This window comes from Streptomyces sp. NPDC002054, from assembly GCF_040296685.1.
Taxonomy (GTDB): domain Bacteria; phylum Actinomycetota; class Actinomycetes; order Streptomycetales; family Streptomycetaceae; genus Streptomyces.
Window position 1 is genome coordinate 1 of sequence record NZ_JBEOXT010000030.1, and the last position, 18,021, is coordinate 18,021.

18 protein-coding genes are annotated in these 18,021 nt (G+C 69.4%); 9 read left to right on the forward strand and 9 right to left on the reverse strand.

The features are described 5' to 3' along the window. Positions 1–151 precede the first annotated feature (151 nt). The gene (locus tag ABT123_RS25450) at positions 152–661 is read right to left on the reverse strand and encodes a lamin tail domain-containing protein (protein WP_351318667.1); all 510 of its coding nucleotides are present in this window, start codon (positions 659–661) and stop codon (positions 152–154) included. Positions 662–969: 308 nt separating this feature from the next. On the opposite strand from ABT123_RS25450, the gene ABT123_RS25455 reads away from it, so the two are divergent. The 4 genes from ABT123_RS25455 to ABT123_RS25470 are packed head-to-tail and all read left to right on the forward strand — an operon-like array spanning position 970 to position 3,918. Next, complete coding sequence (locus ABT123_RS25455; RefSeq protein WP_351318669.1) at positions 970–1,593, forward strand: class I SAM-dependent methyltransferase; 624 nt, start codon at positions 970–972, stop codon at positions 1,591–1,593. A 52-nt stretch (positions 1,594–1,645) separates the two neighbouring features. Continuing rightward, complete coding sequence (locus ABT123_RS25460) at positions 1,646–1,963, forward strand: PadR family transcriptional regulator (protein ID WP_351318671.1); 318 nt, start codon at positions 1,646–1,648, stop codon at positions 1,961–1,963. Further along, positions 1,960–2,688 carry a hypothetical protein gene (locus ABT123_RS25465; RefSeq protein WP_351318673.1) on the forward strand — a complete coding sequence of 243 codons (729 nt, stop codon included), beginning with the start codon at positions 1,960–1,962 and terminating at the stop codon, positions 2,686–2,688. Before ABT123_RS25460 ends, ABT123_RS25465 begins: the two co-directional genes overlap by 4 nt. A gap of 54 nt (positions 2,689–2,742) precedes the next feature. Continuing rightward, a complete protein-coding gene (locus ABT123_RS25470) occupies positions 2,743–3,918 on the forward strand; it encodes a UDP-N-acetylglucosamine--N-acetylmuramyl-(pentapeptide) pyrophosphoryl-undecaprenol N-acetylglucosamine transferase (protein WP_351318675.1) in 1,176 nt (391 codons plus the stop codon). A gap of 18 nt (positions 3,919–3,936) precedes the next feature. Here the strand turns inward: ABT123_RS25470 and ABT123_RS25475 are convergent, their stop codons facing one another. Then, entirely contained in the window at positions 3,937–5,091 is a 1,155-nt protein-coding gene (locus tag ABT123_RS25475) for a hypothetical protein (RefSeq protein WP_351318677.1), read from the reverse strand. A 6-nt stretch (positions 5,092–5,097) separates the two neighbouring features. After that, positions 5,098–6,201, reverse strand: a complete 1,104-nt coding sequence (locus ABT123_RS25480; protein WP_351318679.1) for a radical SAM protein — start codon at positions 6,199–6,201, stop codon at positions 5,098–5,100. A 319-nt stretch (positions 6,202–6,520) separates the two neighbouring features. Here ABT123_RS25480 and ABT123_RS25485 point away from each other — a divergent pair, with 319 nt between their 5' ends. Continuing rightward, a complete protein-coding gene (locus tag ABT123_RS25485) occupies positions 6,521–7,087 on the forward strand; it encodes a dihydrofolate reductase family protein (RefSeq protein ID WP_351318681.1) in 567 nt (188 codons plus the stop codon). On the opposite strand, the gene rox is transcribed toward ABT123_RS25485, so the two are convergent. Continuing rightward, positions 7,084–8,511, reverse strand: a complete 1,428-nt coding sequence (rox, locus tag ABT123_RS25490; protein WP_351318874.1) for a rifampin monooxygenase — start codon at positions 8,509–8,511, stop codon at positions 7,084–7,086. The two genes, ABT123_RS25485 and rox, sit on opposite strands and share 4 nt — an antisense overlap. A 156-nt stretch (positions 8,512–8,667) precedes the next feature. Continuing rightward, complete coding sequence (locus ABT123_RS25495; RefSeq protein ID WP_351318683.1) at positions 8,668–9,567, reverse strand: alpha/beta hydrolase; 900 nt, start codon at positions 9,565–9,567, stop codon at positions 8,668–8,670. Positions 9,568–9,685: 118 nt separating this feature from the next. Here ABT123_RS25495 and ABT123_RS25500 point away from each other — a divergent pair, with 118 nt between their 5' ends. Continuing rightward, complete coding sequence (locus tag ABT123_RS25500; RefSeq protein WP_351318685.1) at positions 9,686–10,723, forward strand: PucR family transcriptional regulator; 1,038 nt, start codon at positions 9,686–9,688, stop codon at positions 10,721–10,723. A gap of 73 nt (positions 10,724–10,796) precedes the next feature. On the opposite strand, the gene ABT123_RS25505 is transcribed toward ABT123_RS25500, so the two are convergent. Together ABT123_RS25505 and ABT123_RS25510 are read right to left on the reverse strand one after the other, a co-directional pair. Next, on the reverse strand, positions 10,797–11,933 hold the full coding sequence (locus ABT123_RS25505) for a CU044_5270 family protein (RefSeq protein ID WP_351318687.1): 1,137 nt from the start codon (positions 11,931–11,933) through the stop codon (positions 10,797–10,799). Beyond that, entirely contained in the window at positions 11,930–12,577 is a 648-nt protein-coding gene (locus ABT123_RS25510; protein ID WP_351318689.1) for an RNA polymerase sigma factor, read from the reverse strand. Before ABT123_RS25510 ends, ABT123_RS25505 begins: the two co-directional genes overlap by 4 nt. Positions 12,578–12,774: 197 nt before the next feature. Between ABT123_RS25510 and ABT123_RS25515 the strand changes: the two genes are divergently transcribed. The 3 genes from ABT123_RS25515 to ABT123_RS25525 all read left to right on the forward strand — a co-directional run bounded on the left by ABT123_RS25515 (position 12,775) and on the right by ABT123_RS25525 (position 15,476). After that, positions 12,775–13,389 (forward strand): TetR/AcrR family transcriptional regulator, encoded by a 615-nt coding sequence (locus ABT123_RS25515; RefSeq protein ID WP_351318691.1) that lies wholly within the window; start codon positions 12,775–12,777, stop codon positions 13,387–13,389. Beyond that, positions 13,386–14,297 (forward strand): SDR family oxidoreductase, encoded by a 912-nt coding sequence (locus ABT123_RS25520; RefSeq protein WP_351318693.1) that lies wholly within the window; start codon positions 13,386–13,388, stop codon positions 14,295–14,297. Before ABT123_RS25515 ends, ABT123_RS25520 begins: the two co-directional genes overlap by 4 nt. A gap of 408 nt (positions 14,298–14,705) precedes the next feature. Beyond that, positions 14,706–15,476: a CAP domain-containing protein gene (locus ABT123_RS25525; protein WP_351318695.1), complete on the forward strand. Its 771-nt coding sequence runs from the start codon at positions 14,706–14,708 to the stop codon at positions 15,474–15,476. Positions 15,477–15,562: 86 nt separating this feature from the next. Here ABT123_RS25525 and ABT123_RS25530 read toward each other — a convergent pair whose 3' ends face one another. Further along, complete coding sequence (locus ABT123_RS25530) at positions 15,563–17,182, reverse strand: ADP-ribosyltransferase domain-containing protein (protein ID WP_351318697.1); 1,620 nt, start codon at positions 17,180–17,182, stop codon at positions 15,563–15,565. A gap of 44 nt (positions 17,183–17,226) precedes the next feature. Beyond that, positions 17,227–17,904 carry a macro domain-containing protein gene (locus tag ABT123_RS25535; protein ID WP_351318699.1) on the reverse strand — a complete coding sequence of 226 codons (678 nt, stop codon included), beginning with the start codon at positions 17,902–17,904 and terminating at the stop codon, positions 17,227–17,229. Between the last annotated feature and the right edge of the window lie 117 nt (positions 17,905–18,021).

An 18,021-nucleotide genomic window follows, 5' to 3' on the forward strand; every position in this document is an offset into this window, starting at 1 on the left:
TGAGCATCCTCAACGAACCTAAGGGTGCCGCCGCAGCCGACTCGTACGAGAACGAGCTGCCGGTACGGCGCAAGCAGCCGGGCAACGTGGTCGTGCGTAGCAGGTAGCAGGTCACCGGGGTAGCCGGTGATGACCTGCTGCCCGGTTCGGGTCAGCGGCCGTCGCGGTGACCGTGGTGACCGCGACGGCCCCAGGTCTCGCTGTCGACGACGTCACCGCGGTGGTCGCGGAGGGTGGCGGTGTCGTGCCGGTCCCAGATCTGGTGGCGGCGGTCCTGGTAGACGTCGCGGTGGGTGTCGCGGCCCTCGCCGGTGTGGACCCGGACGCTGGAACGGCCGTCGAGGCGGAAGCCGTGGAACCGGTAGCGGTTGCCGTCGCGGTCGGAGAGGGTGAAGCCGCGCAGGTTGACGCTGTGACGGCTGGTGTTGCGGACCTCGACCCACTCACCGTTGAGGGCGCGGTTGGAGCGGTCGTCGCCGCGGCCGGGGCTGTCGTACTGGACGTCGCCGATGACGACCGAGGACCTCGGGCCCCGGTGGTCGCCCCGGTGGTCGCGCCGGTGGTCGTCGTCGGCGGTGGCCGGCAGAGCGGCCACGCCGACCAGGGTTCCGGCGGCGAGGAATGCGGCGAGGACACGGCGCGTGGTGCGAGAGACAGACATGTAGACGCCCTTTCGAACGGTTCCCGGCGTCCTGCCGGGGATCCACACTCTGGCGCCCATCCACCCGCAAATTCAGCAAAACGGCTTCGTGTCTCTAAATCCGGATATTCCTGTAACTCTTGCCTTCAAGGGGCACGAGTCAAGGCCGTGTTGACGCCGGGGAGCCGAGGAGGCGCCCCGGCTCCGGAGACAGGGCCGCCACCCTGCGGCTCGGCATTGAGCCGAATGGATTCACCACCGTGTAACAGCCGCAACTCCGCCCGGGCGCGGCGCCGTTCACAGCCCCGTGCGAGGGGCAGGCTGTTGCCATGGCATCGAACCCGGCTTCCTGGGCCACCGGCGGGCCCGTGACCTCGCCGTTCGCCCGTCCGCGCGGTATGCGCGGGCGGGCCGCCGGACGCTTCATGTGGTGGACCAACAAGCAGCACCAGGAGGACGTGCTCGGGGCCCTGGACATCCGGCCGCAAGACAGGGTGCTGGAGGTGGGGTACGGCCCTGGCGGCCTCCTGCGGCTGCTGGCCACCCGCACCGAGGCGGCCGTCATCCGCGGCGTGGACCCGTCGGCCGAAATGCGTGCGGCGGCAACCCGGGCCAACCGCGCCGCGGTCCGCGCAGGCCGCGTCACCCTGGGCCTGGGCACGGCGGACCGTACCGGCCTCGCCGATCAGAGCGTCGACCGTGTCGTCTCGGTCAACAACGTGGCCATCTGGCCCGACCTGGAAGCCGGGCTCCGCGAGCTGCACCGGGTAGTACGTCCTGGCGGCACGGTGGTGATCGCCTGGCACGGCGGGTACTCGCCCGGGCGCATCGCCCGACGACTCCGCCTGCCCGGCGACAAGCTGGACCGCATCGAAGACGCCCTCAGGAAGATCTTCGGCGAGGTCACCCGCATCGAACTCCGGAGCGTGGACGTGTTCAAGGCCGTGCGGTGAGCCGGGTATCTCGTTCTCGACATACGGTCGAGCGGGTGCTTCACTCGTAGACATGGCCCCAATTCGACTGACCCGCACGACACTTGAGGTACTCAAGGTGCTTCTGGCGGCCGGCCCCGACAACCCGCCATGGGGATTGAAGATCTGCGAAGAGGCGGATCTCGGATCCGGGACCGTCTACCCGATCCTCGAGCGCCTGATCGAGGCCGGATGGGCGACCCGGAGGGAGGAGACGGGCGAGCACCCGGGGCGGCCCAAGCGGTACTACTACGAACTCACCGCAGCCGGCCGGCTCGCGACGGAGCGGGCACGGGCGAGCAAGCCCCGCCTCTTCGGCCTCCGGACGATCGGCGAAGGGGGAGTGGCATGAGCGCGACCGAGGAGGGTGTGGAACCGCCGGCAGCGGGCATGGCCGCCGTCCTCGCGGTGCTTGCCCCGGTGCTCACCGGAACGGCCGCGCTGATCTTTCTCGGTGTCGGCTACGCCCTCACCCTGCTGACCCCCGATCCTGACGTCTCGTCCACCATGGTGCTCATGGGCTGGCTCTTCTCCGGCGCTACCGTCCTCAGCCTGCTGGTGGCGATGCTCGGCCTGCTCATCACGGCGCTGCGCACCGCGTCGCCCGTTGTCGGGAGCCGTGCCGCCGACCGGACGCTGGGATTCGCCACCTTCGTCGCGGGGGCACGCCGGGCGCACCTGCGTGAGGAATGGGCCGCGCTGCTCGCCGGCGAGCCGGAGAACGACGTGGTCCTCAGCTCCCGCCGCAGGATGGCCTACGCCCTCGGGTTCCTGTGGGCAGCGGTCCGACTCCGGGTGCACGACCTGACCCGACCGTGCTGGCGCCCGGTGGACTGGCTGCTGGCGGTCGAGTCCCGCACGAACCGGTTCATCGCCCTGGCGGTGGGCGGACAGGCCGTCTACATCGTCGGAAGCGGTGGGATCCCTGCCTTGGTCACGGAGATCTGGGAACCGTGCGGCCTGTTCGGCGGCGGCCTGTACGTCCTCTCCCGATGGCTCCGGCGCGTACGGGGCATCGAACTCGCGACCGTCCGCGACGACCCCCTCGAGGACGAGTCCCGCCACCGCAGCGGATGACCCGCGCGGGCTCCGGATGCCGGTCGGGGGCGGGAAGCCAGTAGGGTTTCCTGGATGAACACTTCTCCGCTCCCGCGTTCCTTCCGCCTGATCGTGACGGGGGGAGGCACCGGAGGCCACACCTACCCCGCCCTGACCGCGATCCGTACGTTGCAGGGCAGGCTCGCCGCCGCGGGCGGCACCCTGGACGTCCTGTGGATCGGGACCCCGGACGGGCTGGAGGCCCGCGTCGCGCCGGCCGAAGGCATCGCCTTCACCACCGTCGCGACCGGCAAGATCCGGCGGTCGAGCAACCCGCTCAAGATGATGTCGGCCGCGAACATGAAGGACATGGCGCGAGTGCCGCTCGGCGTGGCGCAGGCCCGGAAGATCGTGTCCGACTTCCGGCCGGACGTCGTCCTCGCGACCGGCGGGTACGTGGCCGTCCCCGCCGGTCTGGCGGCGCGACTGTGCCGGCGCCCGCTGGTGCTGCACGAGCAGACGGTGCGGCTGGGCCTGGCCAACCGGAAGCTGGCGGGCTCGGCCACCCGGATCGCCGTGTCGTCCGAGTCCTCCCTGCCGTTGCTGCCCGAGTCCGTGCGGAACATCGCGGTCGTCACCGGCAACCCGGTACGGCCGGAGGTGCTGACCGGGCATGCGGACAAGGCGGTTGCGGCCCTGGGACTCTTCGGCTTCGACCGGCGGCTGCCGACGGTCTACGTCACCGGTGGCGCCCAGGGGGCGCAGCAGATCAACGGCACGGTCCGGGACGTGCTGCCCTGGCTCCTGAGCCACGCGAACGTGATCCACCAGTGCGGCCCGGCGAACGTGGACGAGCTCCGGCAGGCCGCCGCCGGCCTGGACCCGGTGCTGGCCGGCCGCTACCACCTCACCGGGTTCGTCGGTCCGGAACTGCCCGACGTCCTGGCGCTCGCCGACGTCGTGGTGTCCCGGAGCGGAGCCGGCACCCTGGCCGAGCTCACCGCACTCGGCAAGCCCGCCGTCTTCGTTCCCCTCGCCTCCTCGGCCGGCAACGAGCAGGCGCACAACGCCCGGCACCTGGCCGACGCCGGGGCCGCCGTCGCCCTCCTCGACCAGGTCAACGCCGACACCCTCCGCGACGCGGTCGGTCCGCTCCTCACGGACCCCGCCCGGCGGATGGCGATGGCGGAACGGGCCCGGGCGTACGGCCGGCCGGACGCGGCGGACCGGCTCGTGGACGTGATCCTGTCGGCCGGCTCGGGCCAATAGGTTGGGCTAGGTCGGGCTTCAGACCGCGGGCACGTACGGCCCGACCCTCGTGGCAGCCGTTTCCACCGAAACGATCAGTTCGCGTAGGGACGGGTGATCGAGTGCGGCACCTGCGCCCCGTCTCCTGCGCACTTCGGCATACAGAGACGATGCGAGAAGGTCCTCTCGCGCGGATCGCCAGTGACTCGCGGAACCGTGTTCCGGAGCCAGTCGCAACGCAGCCTCGATGAAGTGCAGGAACAGGGGCTCGTCCATCCGCTCGTGGCAGGTCCTCATCCCGTGCAGATGTACCGCGAGCGCGTAATGGGGCTCAGCGAGCCGCTCAAGGAGATAGGCCAGCTGTTTCAGCTGGCGGAGGAAGGTGGCGGGTTCGGCAGACGGAACATCCGACTGTGTCATAAAAGCCGAAAGGCCGGTCGCGAGTCGTCGCGCGTCTTCCGACCGCCGCAGGCTGGTCGCGGCAGCGATCTGATGCAGGAGGAACGCGATCTCGTCGGAAGTCGTCGCAGGGCCGGCCCGGGCCACCAACCGGAGCGCCTCCTCCGCTCGTCCGGAGCGGAGGAGGGCGACGATCTCACCCTCGACGATGTACCGGTACGTCCCTGGCGGCGCCGCTTCGCGAAGGGTGACCGCGGCGGACAGTGCGCGGGCGGGGTCACCGGACCGAAAATGTGCCTTCAGCTGGTCCAGTACGAAGACGTTCCAGAGGACCTCGGGCAGCTCCGGATCGGCAGCCACCAGCGGTTGCCACATGTCGGCTTCAATGCGGCACGGCCCGAGACGCGCAGGTTTCCCGTCGCGCACATGCTCGGCGAGCCGGAAGTGGGGAAGGGATTCTTCGACGTTCCCGGTCAGCACGTGGAGCCTCCCGAGGTTGATCCACGGCTGCACGGCGCTTCCCAGGACGGACACGTCTCCGGATTCCGATGCCAACTGTGCCAGCCAGGTCAACTGGGTCCGGCAGAGTTGCTCGGCGGATCCGAGGTCGCCTGCGTTGGCCATCACGAGAGCGGCCAGGTTCATATGTGCCGCGGCCGATTTCACGCGGCTCTGGTTCCATCCGTCCCGACTGATGGACTCCAGGCTGGCGGAAAGATCGCCCGCCCAGACGTCGAGGGGCGTCCGCAGCTGGCGCTCACAGTCGGTCATGAAGTCGACGTTGACCGTCTCCATGTACACCTACGTGTCCGATACGAGCCGGGTGGGGCCGATGTTCAGGAGCGCGCTGCCCGTTCCGGGGAGCCCGTCCGCAGGACAGCTCAGGACATCCCAATCGCGGCTTTCCCACCCGCGCAGCCAGGTGCGGAAACGGTGATGGTCAATTTCCACCGTGCCATCCGGGCGGATCTTCCCGACGGCGTTCCTCGGGTCGGTCAGTGCGACCGTGCACTTTCCGACAACGCCGTTGGCGCGGATCATGAGTGAGTTGGGGCGGGAGGCGTAGCAGACCTCGGGAGTCGGATGGAGGGAGGGCCCGCTTCCTTCGGGTGAAACAATCCTCTCCAAATTCTCCAGGATGGCCGGCCAGCTGTCGTGACTGATCACTTCCATTTCTCCGTCGCGCGGCCCGCCGAGTCGCTCCACCGGCTTGAGGAGGACGGAGAATCGCGAGTCACGGAGGAAAACCTCCCGGATTTCGCTCAGGAACTCCGGCATCGAGTGCACATTGGCCGGGGTCACGTGTACCCGGAGCACGACACCGACCCGTAGGTCGCTGTCGCGGATCGCCAGCAGATTCTCCCAGATCCGATGAAACGATCCGGCGCCGTTTGCCTGCACACGCGTCCGGTCGTGCAGGGGCTGCGGTCCATCGAGCGACACCTGGTGTTCGCTGATCCCCAGTCGACTCAAGTGCTCCGCAGTCGAATGGTCGAGCAAATAGGCGTTGGTCGTCATGTCGGCCGAATATGTCAGGTCCGGCATTGCGGCTGCGCGCTCGATGATATGGGTGGAGATGTCCTCGATCACCGGCAGGGCCAACAACGGTTCTCCGCCGAACCATGAGATGGAGAGGGAACGCAGGCCGTCGATGCGCCGGTCGATCAGGCGCTTGACGCCCTCGACGACCTCAGGCCCCATCCTGCCGATCGAGAAATCTTCGTAGCAATAAGTGCATCTGAAGTTGCATTTCTCTGTGGGCAGCAGAATGAGGTGCAGGCTGTCGTCGCGCAGCGAAGAAGTGAGCTCGTCGGCAAACAGCTCCGCGCTTTCGCTGTGGGCTTCCGTTTTCGAGGTCACGTCGGACGGCACCGCGAACCGTTGGGCCTGCACCCTGTGTTGCATCCGGTATTGGTGGGGGTCGCCCTGGCCGTACCGGTGACGACCTCCGAAATCCTCTTGGCGACCTCCGGATTCTGTACGGAGACTCGACCTTCGTCATCGACCCTGATGTCGTCGGCGGTCAGTCCGGCCAAGGCCTCTGAAAGGCTCGTGTCGGCCATGTCTCTCTCCTTCCGATGTCGGAGCTATGGCCAAAACTAGGCCTGCGCGGGGGAGCCGGCCACGCGGACTGGGCCGTCGGAGTGACCTCGTCAGGCTCCTCGTCGGGCTGCGGCCGTCCGGCGGTCGTACGGTCGGAACCTGCTACCGAGGAGGGCTTCTGATGCGCAGCGTGACCTATTCGATGAACGTCTCCCTTGACGGCTACATCGTCGGGCCGGACGGCAACTTCGACTGGACGGGGCCCGACGAGGAGGTCTTTCGCTTCTGGATCGACGAGATCCGAGAGGTCGGAGTCCACCTGTTGGGGCGACGGCTGTACGAGACGATGCTGTACTGGGAGACCGCTGACCAGGATCCATCGTTCGACGACTCGATGCTCGAGTGGGCCGCCCTCTGGAATCCGCTGCCCAAGGTGGTGTTCTCCACCACCCTGTCGGCGGTGCAGGGCCATGCCCGCCTGGCCTCCGGCGGCCTGGCGGAGGAGATCGAGCGGTTGCGAGCCGAGCCGGGGGAGGGCGACATCGCGATCGGCGGCGCGACCCTCGCCGCCGAGGCAGCCGAATTGGGCCTGATCGACGAGTACCGGGCCGTGGTCTACCCGGTACTCGTCGGCGGCGGCATTCCGTTCTTTCCCCGGCACGAGCGCCGGGTGGACCTCGAACTCGTCGAGACCCGCACCTTCAGCTCAGGAGTCGTCTACCTTCGCCACCGCGTGACGCGAACCTAGGCCGCAGCCGCGCCGAACCATGTCGGGAGGTGGCTGAGCAGATCCTGCTGGTCCTCGCCGACCCAGGCCACATGGCCGTCCGGCCGCAACAGCAACGCCGGCACGTCCAGTTCCTCGCTGACGTCCACGACGTGGTCGACCCGGTCCGCCCAGCCCGCCACCGACAGCCGGCCGGTCTGGTCGAGCAGCAGCCCGCGGCCACCGTGCATCAGCCCATACAGGCGTCCCTGCTTCAGTTCGACATCCCGTAGCCGTCGGCCGAGCAGGTCGTGGCCCTCGCCGAAGTCGTAGCGGACCCCGACCGCTGTGATCATCTCGGTCACGTACCGGTTCACCTCCTCGAAGTCCATCAGCTTCGTGAACAGCTCCCGCAACGCGGTCGCCCCCGGATCAGTCCCCAGCAGCGTGATCTGCGCGCGGGTGTTGTCCAGTACGCGGGCCCCCACCGGGTGCCGTTCGGCGTGGTAGCTGTCCAGCAGCCCCTCCGGCGCCCAGCCGTTGACCGCGGCGGCCAGCTTCCAGCCGAGGTTGAACGCGTCCTGCACCCCGAGGTTGAGCCCCTGCCCGCCGGTCGGCGGGTGGATGTGCGCCGCGTCGCCGGCCAGCAGCACCCGGCCGACCCGGTAGCGCTCGGCCTGCCGAGTGGCATCGCCGAACCGGGACAGCCAGCGCGGCGAGTGCACACCGAAGTCGGTGCCCGCGAACGCCCGCAGCTGCTGCTTGAACTCCTCGAGGGTCGGCGCGGTCGCACGGTCCTCGGCCACCCCGTCGGCAGGCACGACGACGCGGCACACCCCGTCCTCGTTGGGGACGACACCGAACCGCAGTTGGGTCTTGCGGACCTCCGCGACGACGGCGGCAATCGTCGCCGGGTCCTCGGTGACCTCCATTTCCCCCAGCAGCGTCTCGACCGTGGCCGGCTCGCCGGGGAAACCGACGCCGAGCAGCTTGCGCACCGCACTGCGTCCGCCGTCGCACCCGACGAGGTAGCGCGAACGCAGCTGCGTACCGTCCGCCAGCTCGACGCCCACCCCGTTCGCGTCCTGGCTCAGCCCGACCACTTCGCAGCCGCGCCTGATCTCGGTACCGAGTTCCAGGGCACGCTCGTTGAGCAGCCGTTCGGTGACCGGCTGCGGAGTGGCGAGGCCGTACGGGTGCGCCGTGTCCATCCGGTCCGGCCACGGCTTCATGATGCCGCCGAAGAGACCGCCGACCTGAAACTTCTCACTGACCGCGACGAACCGGTCCAGCAGGCCGCGCTGGTCCATCAGCTCGACGCTGCGCGTGTGCAGGCCCTGCCCCCGGGACTGCCGGGTCGGCTCGGTCAACTTCTCCAGCACGACCACGTGCACACCATGCAGTCGCAACTCGCCGGCCAGCATCAACCCGGTCGGTCCACCACCGACGACGATCACGTCGATCATCATGTTCCCCCATTGACTTCCGCAGATTTGGCTTAGGTCGGTGATTCTGCGGTACGACCAGGGCCTTGCCGCAAGCCCCCCGGTGCGCTATAAGTTGAGAGTGGCAAGGAGTGGGAAACCTCCTTGCCTTTGTCATTCGGCCTTTGTTACTCAGCCTCAGTCGGCCAGTGCGCGCCGCAGGGCGGCACCGAGTGCGGCAATCTGTCGCTGTGACACCCCGGCGGACGTGATCGCCTGCGACCCGTGGAAGGTGCCGGGCCACTGGTGCAACTCGACCGACACGCCCGCCTGGAGCAGGCGCAGCGCGTAGTCGATGCCTTCGTCACGGTTCGGGTCGAACTCCGCGGTGGCGATATAGGCCGGTGGCAGGCCGGACAGGTCGGTGGCCCGGGCCGGGGCGGCGTACGGCGTGGCGGCCTGGGAGCCCAGGTAGTGGTCCAAGGCTGCGGCCCGAACGGCGCGCGTGTTCCAAGGGGTATCGGTGAAGTTCCGCGCCGACCAGGTCTGCTGCCGGTCGTCGAGGATGGCCTCGTTGAGCAGCTGGAAGCGGATCGGCGGGCCCTGCTCGTCACGGGCCCGCAACGCCACCGCGGCTGCGAGGTTCCCGCCGGCGCTGTGGCCGCCGACCGCGATCCGGGCCGGGTCGACGCCGAGTTCGGCCGCGTGCTCGTATGTCCAGGCCAGTACGGCGTACGCGTCGTCCAGAGCGGCCGGGAACCGGTTCTCGGGGGACAGGCGGTAGTCGACGGTGATGACGACCGCGCCGGAGAGCTGTGCGATCGGGGCGGCCCAGTGCTGCTCGACGTCCAGGTCGCCGACGACCCATGCGCCGCCGTGCAGCCAGATGAGCGCGCCTTGGACTGCCTGCTGCGGACGGTTGATCCGCACCGGCACGCCCGGACCGGCGGGCACCGTACGGTCCTCGATCTCCAGTCCCGTGGTGTCCGCAGCCGGCCTCGTTGCGGCCAGCTGGGCGTACATCGTGCGGTAGGCGACCGGGTCCGTCAGGTCGGTACGGGAGAGCAGGGGGATGAATGCTTCGAGTTCGGGATCCATGCCGGCCATCCTCGCCGCCGGCCGCCCACGGGATCATCCGCCAACCGTCGGGCATCGCGCCCGGATCGCGCACCGATCGGCGCCTGACCGCCCCGCCGTGGCGCCGTATCCTCCAGGCATGGAGGCATTGGCGGTACGGCTGTCGGGACTGGATCCGTACGTCGACGGCGTGATCCGCGTCATCTCGTTCTACGACACGCTGATGCGCCGGCGGGTGGACCTCCCGGCGCTCGCCCGGGCCTCGGCGGGCCTGGCCGAGTGCGCGGCCGGGGTCCGGCTCCACGGCACCGGGCAGGTGGTCCGCGTCCTCCCCGACGGCAGGCCGGCCTCCTCGGTTCCGCCGGCACCGGCGTCCAGTACGGCGCCCGTTGTGCTCGATGAGGAGGAGATCGGGACGGTGTGGCTGGAACGCCCCGGCCCGCCGAGCCCGCTCGACGAAGCCCTCCTGGAGCGGTTCGCCATCGCCGCCGCGGCCGTCGCCGAGCGGTACGGACCGGCCCGCACCACCATGGCGGACCCCGCCCTCGTCGAACTGGTGATCAGCGCCGACAGCGACGAGGCGGCCAGAGCCCGGGCGCTACGGCTCCTCGGATTCGCCGCCGACCTGCCCGTCCGCGTCGTGGCCGTACGCTCGCAACTGCCGCTCGACCAGGTCGGCGCCCTGGTCTGCCCGGCCCGCCCGATGAAAGCGGCACTCCTCGCCGACGTGGGCGTCATCCTGGCGACCACCGTGGACCGGACCCGGCTTCCGGCAGGCGTACGCGCGGGGATCGGCGCCGCCGACAGCCCCGAGCGATGCTGGCAGCAGGCCCGTACCGCGCTCCGCTTCACCACCCCACGCAGGCCGGTCGTCCACTACGACGGCCTGGGGGCGCTGGCGTTGCTCGCCCAGGTGCCCAGGGAGACGGCGCGGGACAACGCCGACGTGGCCGCGATCGCCCGCGTCGCAGGCAACCCGGAGGATCTGGAGACCCTGGACGCCTATTGCGCCACCGGCTCCCTGCGCCGGGCCGCCGACCTCCTCCACCTGCACCACAGCAGCGTCGCCCGCCGATTGGAGCAGATCGCAAAGGCCCTGGGCATCGAACTCACCGAACCCACCGGACTGGTACGGGCCGCCCTCGCGCTCACCGCATGGCGGCTGCTCGAGGACTGAGGAACAACACCCGCCTCGCGACGGGCACCCGTCCGCGGAGCCGGCGCGCACGCCAGCTCCACGGACCGGTCGGTCAACCCGCCTGGGCGGGGGTCTGCTTGATCCCGTCCACGATCGCACGGGTCATGACGGCGCGGGTGGACACGACCGTACCGGGCGTGATCAGGCCCTTCTCGCCGGAGTTGCCCTGCACCTGGACGGTGCGCTCGCCGAGGAACGCGGAGGTCTTCCTGTCGAAGATCCATTCGGTGCGCTCGCCGGAGGTCTCGTCCAGCCGGGCAACGGCGACCCCGTGGCGGCCCGCGGCGTCTACCGCGTCGTCCACCACGACCACGCCGGGGATCTTCGCTGCGGCCTTGTAGAGGGCGACCGAGAGTCCGGCCGGCGGGTAGCTCTCGAGCAGCAGGTCACCGATCGTGGTGAACGCCTGCTGGTCGCGGCTCCTGCCCTGGCCCGCGGTTTCCTTGTAGATTTTCTGCAGCAGTACGTCGGGGTCGGTGGGGAGGGCGGCGAGGTAGTCGTACGTGGGCGCGCCGATGGTCGCCGTGGGGACCTGGCCCGTCTCGGTGAGCCCTTCCAGAGTGATGCCCTCGGGGCCGGTGTTGCCAGGCTCGATCAGCCAGCCCTTGGTGCCGTCCGGGGACTGCCAGGTTTCGCGCAGGTGCGGCTTCTCGCTGACCAGGGTGCTCTTGCCCTTGACGGTCTTCACGTACGTGCCGGCCGTGGTCGAGCCGATGTAGACGAACTGGTTCGCGCGCACGGACGGTCGGGAGACATCGGCGGCGGCCAGGGAGATGCGGTCCAGCAGCTGCGTCGCGCCGGCGGGGTCGGCAGCGCCGATACGGGTGGTCAGGACCGGGCCCGTGGCGATCCCGGAGCCGGTGCCGCCGGTGGCACCCTGGTCGGCGAAGAGGTAGGCGCCGGTCGCGATCGTGCCGGCCACAGCGCATGCCAGGGCGGGCAGGAGGATCGCACGGCGCAGGAACGGGTTGCGCTGCTTCGTGCTGTTGCTGCTGCTGCTGCTGTTGCTGGTGGGCCGGGCGGGGACGGACGTGGTGTCGGCGGCGCGGAGGTCGTCGCGGATCGTGGACATGAGGCGCTCCTTGTGGAACTGGTGGCGGCCCGCCGGCAGTTCCCGCTCCAGAGGCGGGAGGAGACGCACGGTCTCCTCCTGCTCAGCCGGGTGGGGCTGGGAGGGGTTGGCGTTCATCGGATTCCTTCCTGGGCGGACCGGACCGCGTTCGTGCGGTCGCCATGTGTCTGTCGCGGGCGGGCGGCGAGTTCCCGTCTGTTTTTCCTCAGTTCCGCCTTCCTTTCCGCCTTCAGTTCCGCGTCGGTGAGCTTGCGCAGCTTCGTCCGCGCCCGGGACAGCCGGGAGCGGACGGTGCCGATCGGGATGCCGAGGACCTGGGCGGCATCGGCGTACTCCAGTCCCTCCCACAGGCACAGCAGGAGGACTTCGCGCTCGGCCGGACGCAACGAGCCCAGCATCGTCAGCGTGACGGTGATGCGCCGCCGGTCGTCCAAGCGGCCGGCCACCTCGTCGGCGTGGTCGGGCACGGGGGTGGTTGCGGAAGCGGCGGCAGCAGCGGCGGCCTTGTAGCGCCGGTTGCCGCGACAGTGGTTGCGGGCGAGATTGGTGGCAACGCCCAGCAGCCACGGCCGGAGCGAACCTCCCTCGGGTTCCACCCTGTCGCGAAGCCGCCACGCCTCCATGAAGGCCGCCGACATGACGTCCTCCGCGACGGACCAGTCCCCGGTCAGCCGGAAGGCATGGTTGTAGACGGTGCGGGCGTAGCTGTCGAAGAGCTCCGCGAAGGCATCGGGATCCCCGGCCCGCACCCGGGTTCGCATATCTGTGGTCACTCCTGTCGGCTGTCCGGGGCGAGGGGCGGGTTCCCGTGACGCGCATCACAGCTGCGAGCGGCGGGACCCGGGATGCGTGATCGCCCCTGGAGTCTCTCGCAGAACCCGTGTCGAGGTTGACGTGGGCAGAGCCGCGCCCTTGTAATAAATGAACGTGCATTTATTAATGGGAGTAGGTGGCGGTGATGGCACGTCCCCGGGGGATCGAGGATGCGGCGATCTTGCGTGCGGCGGTCGAGGTCATGGGCCGGGTGGGTCCCGCGGGGCTCACGCTGGCCGCCGTGGCGCGCGAGGTCGGGCTGGTGCCCGGCACCCTGGTGCAGCGATTCGGCTCCAAGCGCGGCCTGCTTTTGGCGCTCGCCGACCGGTCCGCGCAGGACGCGATCGAGCCGGCTGGGCGCGTGCGGGCATCGTACGAGTCGGCGCTCGGGGCCCTGGAGGCGCTGACGGTGGAATCGGCCGCCGTGATGGCCACACCGGAGAGCTTCGCCAATCATCTGGCGTTCCTGTGCATGGACCTCAATGATCCGGAGCTCTATGAACGCGCCCTGGCCGTTCACCGGGCCCGGAAACGGGCCATCGAGGCACTCCTTGCGGAGGCGGCCGAGGCGGGCGAGCTCCAGGTGGGAACGGACCTCGCGGCGCTGGCCGGCACCGTGCAGGCGATCACCGCCGGTGCAGGCCTGACCTGGGCCCTGGAACGCGAGGGCGCTCTCGAGCAGCGGCTCCGCCAGGAACTCCACGCCGTGCTGTCCCCGCATATCCAGCCCCAACACGGCCACAACCCGGAGGAATCATGACGAATAGCGCACGCCCGCTGGCGGGAACGGTGGCCCTGGTCGCCGGCGGCACCCGGGGCGGCGGCCGGGGGATCGCCGTCGAGCTCGGGGCAGTCGGCGCGACGGTGTACGTCACCGGCCGCAGCAGCACTGCCGGGCGCTCCGCCCTGGACCGCCCGGAGACCATCGAGGAGACCGCCGAGCAGGTCACCGCAGCCGGCGGCCTCGGCATCCCTGTCCGGGTCGACCACAGCCGTCCTGACGAGGTCCGGGCCCTGGTCGACCGGATCGCCGCGGAACAGGACGGACGGCTCGATGTCCTGGTCAATTCCGTGTGGGGTGGAGACCCCCTGACCGACTGGGAACGTCCGCTGTGGCAGCAGGACCTGGAGACCGGGCTTCGGCTGATGCGGCAGGCGGTGGAGACCCATGTGATCACCAGCCGGTTCGCGTTGCCGCTGATGGTCGCGCGCAAGAGCGGTCTGGTCGTGGAGGTCACCGACGGCAACACCGCCCGCTACCGCGGCTCGTTCTTCTACGACCTGGCGAAGTCGACGGTGATCCGTCTCGCCGTGGCCCAGGCCGCCGAGCTGAAGCCGCACGGTGTCGCGGCCGTGGCGATCACGCCCGGCTTCCTGTGCTCGGAGGCACTGCTGGAGCACTTCGGGGTCACCGAGGCGAACTGGCGGGACGGGGCGGCCCAGGACCCGAACTTCGCCCACTCCGAGACCCCGGCCTATCTGGGCCGGGCGGTGGCGGCGCTGGCAGCCGACCCCGAGATCATGGCCAAGACCGGACGGGCGCTGGCCACCTGGGGCCTGTACCGGGAGTACGGGTTCACCGACGCCGACGGCACCCAGCCGGACTTCGCGGCCCACTGGGCCAAGAACCTGGAACAGGAGTACGGGCCGCTCGGAGACCCCCTCTGAGCACCTGCCCGCAGACCAGTGGTTCCCTCGGGAAACAGTGACATGCATCACGGCGGCTTAGCGGGTTACGGAACCATCACGACCGCTAATGCCTCGCCGACATCTCGGGATTTGTCGGTTGGGCTTCGACATGCCCCTATCCGGCGAAATGTCCACCAAGCGGGCGTGGCGACAATCGGCAACATGCCAGGTCAGAGAGATTCTGAAGGGTCGTCACGTGTGCTCCCGCCGGTGACTGCCGAGCCTTCGGCACGACCGGACGCCGTTTTCAAGTGGTGCGTCGGGCACTGCTGTGCGGACTCGCACCGCGACTTGCCAGGCCATGAGGAGGCTTCTAAGAATGGCGGCCCGCCCGGCGCTGGAGCGGCACGGGCGTCGACGCTTCGCAGACACCGAGTGAGGTCACGCATGCAAAAGCACCGCAAGAAGACTCACTACAAGAAAATAGCCATCGGCGCAGTCGCGGTCGGCATCGTGGGCATCCCCACGACCGCAATGGCATGCCTGGACACGGATGAGCCGCGCGCCTCCCGGGTCAGCAGCCAGGAGAACCTGCGCCCCTACGACGGCGCCTCCCCCCTGGACGTGCAGGCCCCGAGCCTGACGGGCACGGAGAGCCAGACGACCGTCACGGACCGCCGTGACCGGACCTGGCCGCCCGCAGGGCAGGCCACGCGTACCCCGCAGCAGCCGAAGCCGCCAACGGCAACGACGAAGCCGAAGCCGAACCCGAGCACCCCGCCGGCGCCCAAGCCGACGGTCCCGACCGCCACGAAGAAGCCCACCACCCCGGCGGTGCCGACCGGCGTGGCCGCCCAGGTCGTGGCCCTCGCCAACAAGGAGCGCGCCAAGGTCGGGTGCTCGCCGCTCACGGTGAACGCGAAGCTGACGACGGCCGCCCAGAACCACAGCAAGGACATGGCCGCCAACAGCAACATGTCGCACACCGGCTCCGACGGTTCCGACCCGGGCCAGCGCATCACGCGGGCCGGCTACACCTGGCGCACGTACGGCGAGAACGTCGCCTACGGCTACAGCACGCCCGAGATGGTCATGACGGGCTGGATGAACAGCCCCGGCCACAAGGCGAACATCCTCAACTGTTCGTTCAAGGAGATCGGCGTCGGCCTCGCGCAGCCGAACTCCTACTGGACGCAGGCCTTCGGCGCGGCCCGCTGACGGAACCGCCCCGTCCACGCCCGGTGGGGCCGACCGGTCCGGTCCGGCCCCACCAGGGGACCTACCAGGGGCCGGCTCGCTTCTGCTCAGGACACGAGGGGCTGCTCCTCCAGCTCGGTCAGCCGCACGGTGCACAGACCGCCGCGCTCGGCCCTGACGTCCGTCACCTTGAGCTGCGTGCCCGGTGAGAGGATGAACTCGTCCTCGTCGGTGAACGCGGAGAAGTTCCGGATGCCCACCGCCCGGCGGGGTACCACCTCGAACAGCGTCCGCTTGCCGCGGCTGCCGAGGAATGTCCGTGCCACGCCCAGATCGGGTGTGCACGAGGACACGCCCCACCAGGTCACGGTCCGGCCGAGCGGGTACTGCGCGCGCAGGTCCAGCGACACCCCGCGCCACAGCGGCTCCGTGCGGGCGGGAAGCTGCGAGACCGCCGAGAACAGCAGCCGCAGATACGGGAGGTACGGGACGACTCTGGCCCGGTCCGGGGAGCGCAGGACTGCGTTGATCTCCCGGTAGAACGCGGACTCGCAGGTGTAGAGGTAGAGGGCGGCAATGGCGTCGGCGGACAGGCCGTCGGCCGCTTCGTCCGCCCGCCTCTTGCCGAAATCATGCGACCGCTTGACGTGCCGGTCGAGACCCGACAACAGATCGGCAACCGGGCTGACGGCGTCCCGGAAGTCCCAGAGCGGGGTGTCGAACACACCCGTGATCGCGGGGAGGACGAGCCCCTCGTCCTTGACGCTGGCGAGCCGTTCGAGGTAGAGCTGGTGCAGCTCCATGGTGGACGCGATGAAGGCGCCCATGCGCTCGGCAGTGCCGTCCCTGTCCGCCCCGCCGCCCTCTGTCGGCGACGCCTTCCACCCCTTGCTCGGCAGCCAGTCGATCTCATCCGCGCTCAGTGATGCGAGAGCGGCGTTCACCATGGAGAAGTGGTCGCCTTCGCAGAAGATGTCACCCTGCGCCGCGGGATTGGCGTGGTCGATGTGCCGGACCTCGACCTCGGGGTACTTCTTCTCCAGCCGGAGGACGACCTTCTTCAGGCTGCGCGCGTGCGCGCCCCACCATGCGAAGACCACTCCACGGTCTTCTTCGTCGGCGTTCTGCTTGGCCTTGAGGATGTCCTCGACGATCCGCTCGGCGACCGGCCGCCAGAAAGAAGTGTGCCGGTCGGGCCCGGTGGCCCCGCCGCTGCTGGCGGTGAGTGCCGCATTCAGCAGCAGCACGCCCTGCGTGAGCATCGCCTGGAACCATTCCGGCGGCTGGACGGTGTCCTGCTCCTTCAACAGCGCACGGATGTCGGCAATCGGGGTCTTCTTGGCTATGCCGTACTTCCACATCGCTGCTGCCTTGATGATGCAGCGGATGCTGACAACCCGGCCGAACTGGCTGTCCTTCCAGTCGTGGAAGGTGTTGTCGAACATGGCGATGCCGGTGGCGCTCTCCGGCCGCGGATACGGGTTCTGGCCGAAGACGACGACCTTCCACTTGTGCGGCGGGTGGGGCTTGAGCGCCTGGAAGGTCAGTTCGCGGACGGGGACGACATCCGTTGCCCGGCCCGAGCCGATGAACGAGGCTGCGTCCGGCTGCGCCTCGATGACCGGCTTCAGCAGCGGAAGCCAGGGTTCACCGCCACCTTTGAACAGATCGGCGAGGGCCAGCGGGTCATTCGGGTCGAACGTGGCCGGGGTGTTGGAATCGCTCATTCTGGAGGGAACTCCGTGGCTCAGGGATTCAGGGATTCAGGGGTTCAGCGACGGGCGGCGGGCCGCTTGGGCGGGGCGATGCGGACCCGCGTCTCCTCGGGCGCGTTCTCGATGTCGTCGAGTTGCGCAACGATCGTGCTGCGCAGGTCGTCGTAGTCCTCGAAGTGGTGCTCGGTGAACAACGTGTGGCCCGTCCACATCAGGTTGGCGCACACCCGCGCCGGCACCTTGCCGGTCCGGGCGCCCATGCCGACCAGGGCCACCGACCGGATGCTGCCCGGCGCCACCTTGTTCTGTCGGTGGATCGCCTGGAACGAGGCGGCGCACCCCAGCGCCACATTCAGGGTTTCGCTCACGTTCTGCACGGACGTTTCCATCGTCGGCGTCGAGATCAGGAACTTCGGGTTGGTCGCCCCGGACGGAACGCACACCGCACTCCCTACCGGGAGGCTTCCCGCGAACCCATCGCGGATCGCCCGCTGCACGCGCAGCTGTATGCCCGCTCCGAGATACCGCTTGATCACGGCATCGACCCCGCCGTCCATCCGGCCCCGGGAGTTGGTCGGGCTGACCCAGGCATCGACCTCCTCATCGAGGATCGACCCCTTGCGGATCTCGATCCCGGGGCTGTCGGCGAACGCGGCCCGCCACGCCTCCACCACGTCCGGGTTGATGTCAGTCAGCACTACCCTGAGCGGCGACTGCACGCGGTTCACGGTCATGACACTCCAGTCGAGAGGCGGTTCTTCCACTGCCCACGACGCTATAGCGACCCACTGACAACGCGGCTGTGACCAGCAGTTTGTGACCCAACGTCATGCTGAGCGGGCCCGGCGCGG

What these genes read in the sequence shown, in the direction of transcription:
- ABT123_RS25525 (WP_351318695.1), top strand. Translation starts at nt 14,706, where the DNA reads ATGCAAAAGCACCGCAAGAAGACTCACTACAAGAAAATAGCCATCGGC.
- ABT123_RS25485 (WP_351318681.1), top strand. Translation starts at nt 6,521, where the DNA reads ATGCGCAGCGTGACCTATTCGATGAACGTCTCCCTTGACGGCTACATC.
- ABT123_RS25495 (WP_351318683.1), bottom strand. Translation starts at nt 9,567, where the DNA reads ATGGATCCCGAACTCGAAGCATTCATCCCCCTGCTCTCCCGTACCGAC.
- rox (WP_351318874.1), bottom strand. Translation starts at nt 8,511, where the DNA reads ATGATCGACGTGATCGTCGTCGGTGGTGGACCGACCGGGTTGATGCTG.
- ABT123_RS25530 (WP_351318697.1), bottom strand. Translation starts at nt 17,182, where the DNA reads ATGAGCGATTCCAACACCCCGGCCACGTTCGACCCGAATGACCCGCTG.
- ABT123_RS25515 (WP_351318691.1), top strand. Translation starts at nt 12,775, where the DNA reads ATGGCACGTCCCCGGGGGATCGAGGATGCGGCGATCTTGCGTGCGGCG.
- ABT123_RS25500 (WP_351318685.1), top strand. Translation starts at nt 9,686, where the DNA reads ATGGAGGCATTGGCGGTACGGCTGTCGGGACTGGATCCGTACGTCGAC.
- ABT123_RS25460 (WP_351318671.1), top strand. Translation starts at nt 1,646, where the DNA reads ATGGCCCCAATTCGACTGACCCGCACGACACTTGAGGTACTCAAGGTG.
- ABT123_RS25470 (WP_351318675.1), top strand. Translation starts at nt 2,743, where the DNA reads ATGAACACTTCTCCGCTCCCGCGTTCCTTCCGCCTGATCGTGACGGGG.
- ABT123_RS25510 (WP_351318689.1), bottom strand. Translation starts at nt 12,577, where the DNA reads ATGCGAACCCGGGTGCGGGCCGGGGATCCCGATGCCTTCGCGGAGCTC.
- ABT123_RS25535 (WP_351318699.1), bottom strand. Translation starts at nt 17,904, where the DNA reads ATGACCGTGAACCGCGTGCAGTCGCCGCTCAGGGTAGTGCTGACTGAC.
- ABT123_RS25505 (WP_351318687.1), bottom strand. Translation starts at nt 11,933, where the DNA reads ATGAACGCCAACCCCTCCCAGCCCCACCCGGCTGAGCAGGAGGAGACC.
- ABT123_RS25465 (WP_351318673.1), top strand. Translation starts at nt 1,960, where the DNA reads ATGAGCGCGACCGAGGAGGGTGTGGAACCGCCGGCAGCGGGCATGGCC.
- ABT123_RS25475 (WP_351318677.1), bottom strand. Translation starts at nt 5,091, where the DNA reads ATGGAGACGGTCAACGTCGACTTCATGACCGACTGTGAGCGCCAGCTG.
- ABT123_RS25520 (WP_351318693.1), top strand. Translation starts at nt 13,386, where the DNA reads ATGACGAATAGCGCACGCCCGCTGGCGGGAACGGTGGCCCTGGTCGCC.
- ABT123_RS25480 (WP_351318679.1), bottom strand. Translation starts at nt 6,201, where the DNA reads ATGCAACACAGGGTGCAGGCCCAACGGTTCGCGGTGCCGTCCGACGTG.
- ABT123_RS25455 (WP_351318669.1), top strand. Translation starts at nt 970, where the DNA reads ATGGCATCGAACCCGGCTTCCTGGGCCACCGGCGGGCCCGTGACCTCG.
- ABT123_RS25450 (WP_351318667.1), bottom strand. Translation starts at nt 661, where the DNA reads ATGTCTGTCTCTCGCACCACGCGCCGTGTCCTCGCCGCATTCCTCGCC.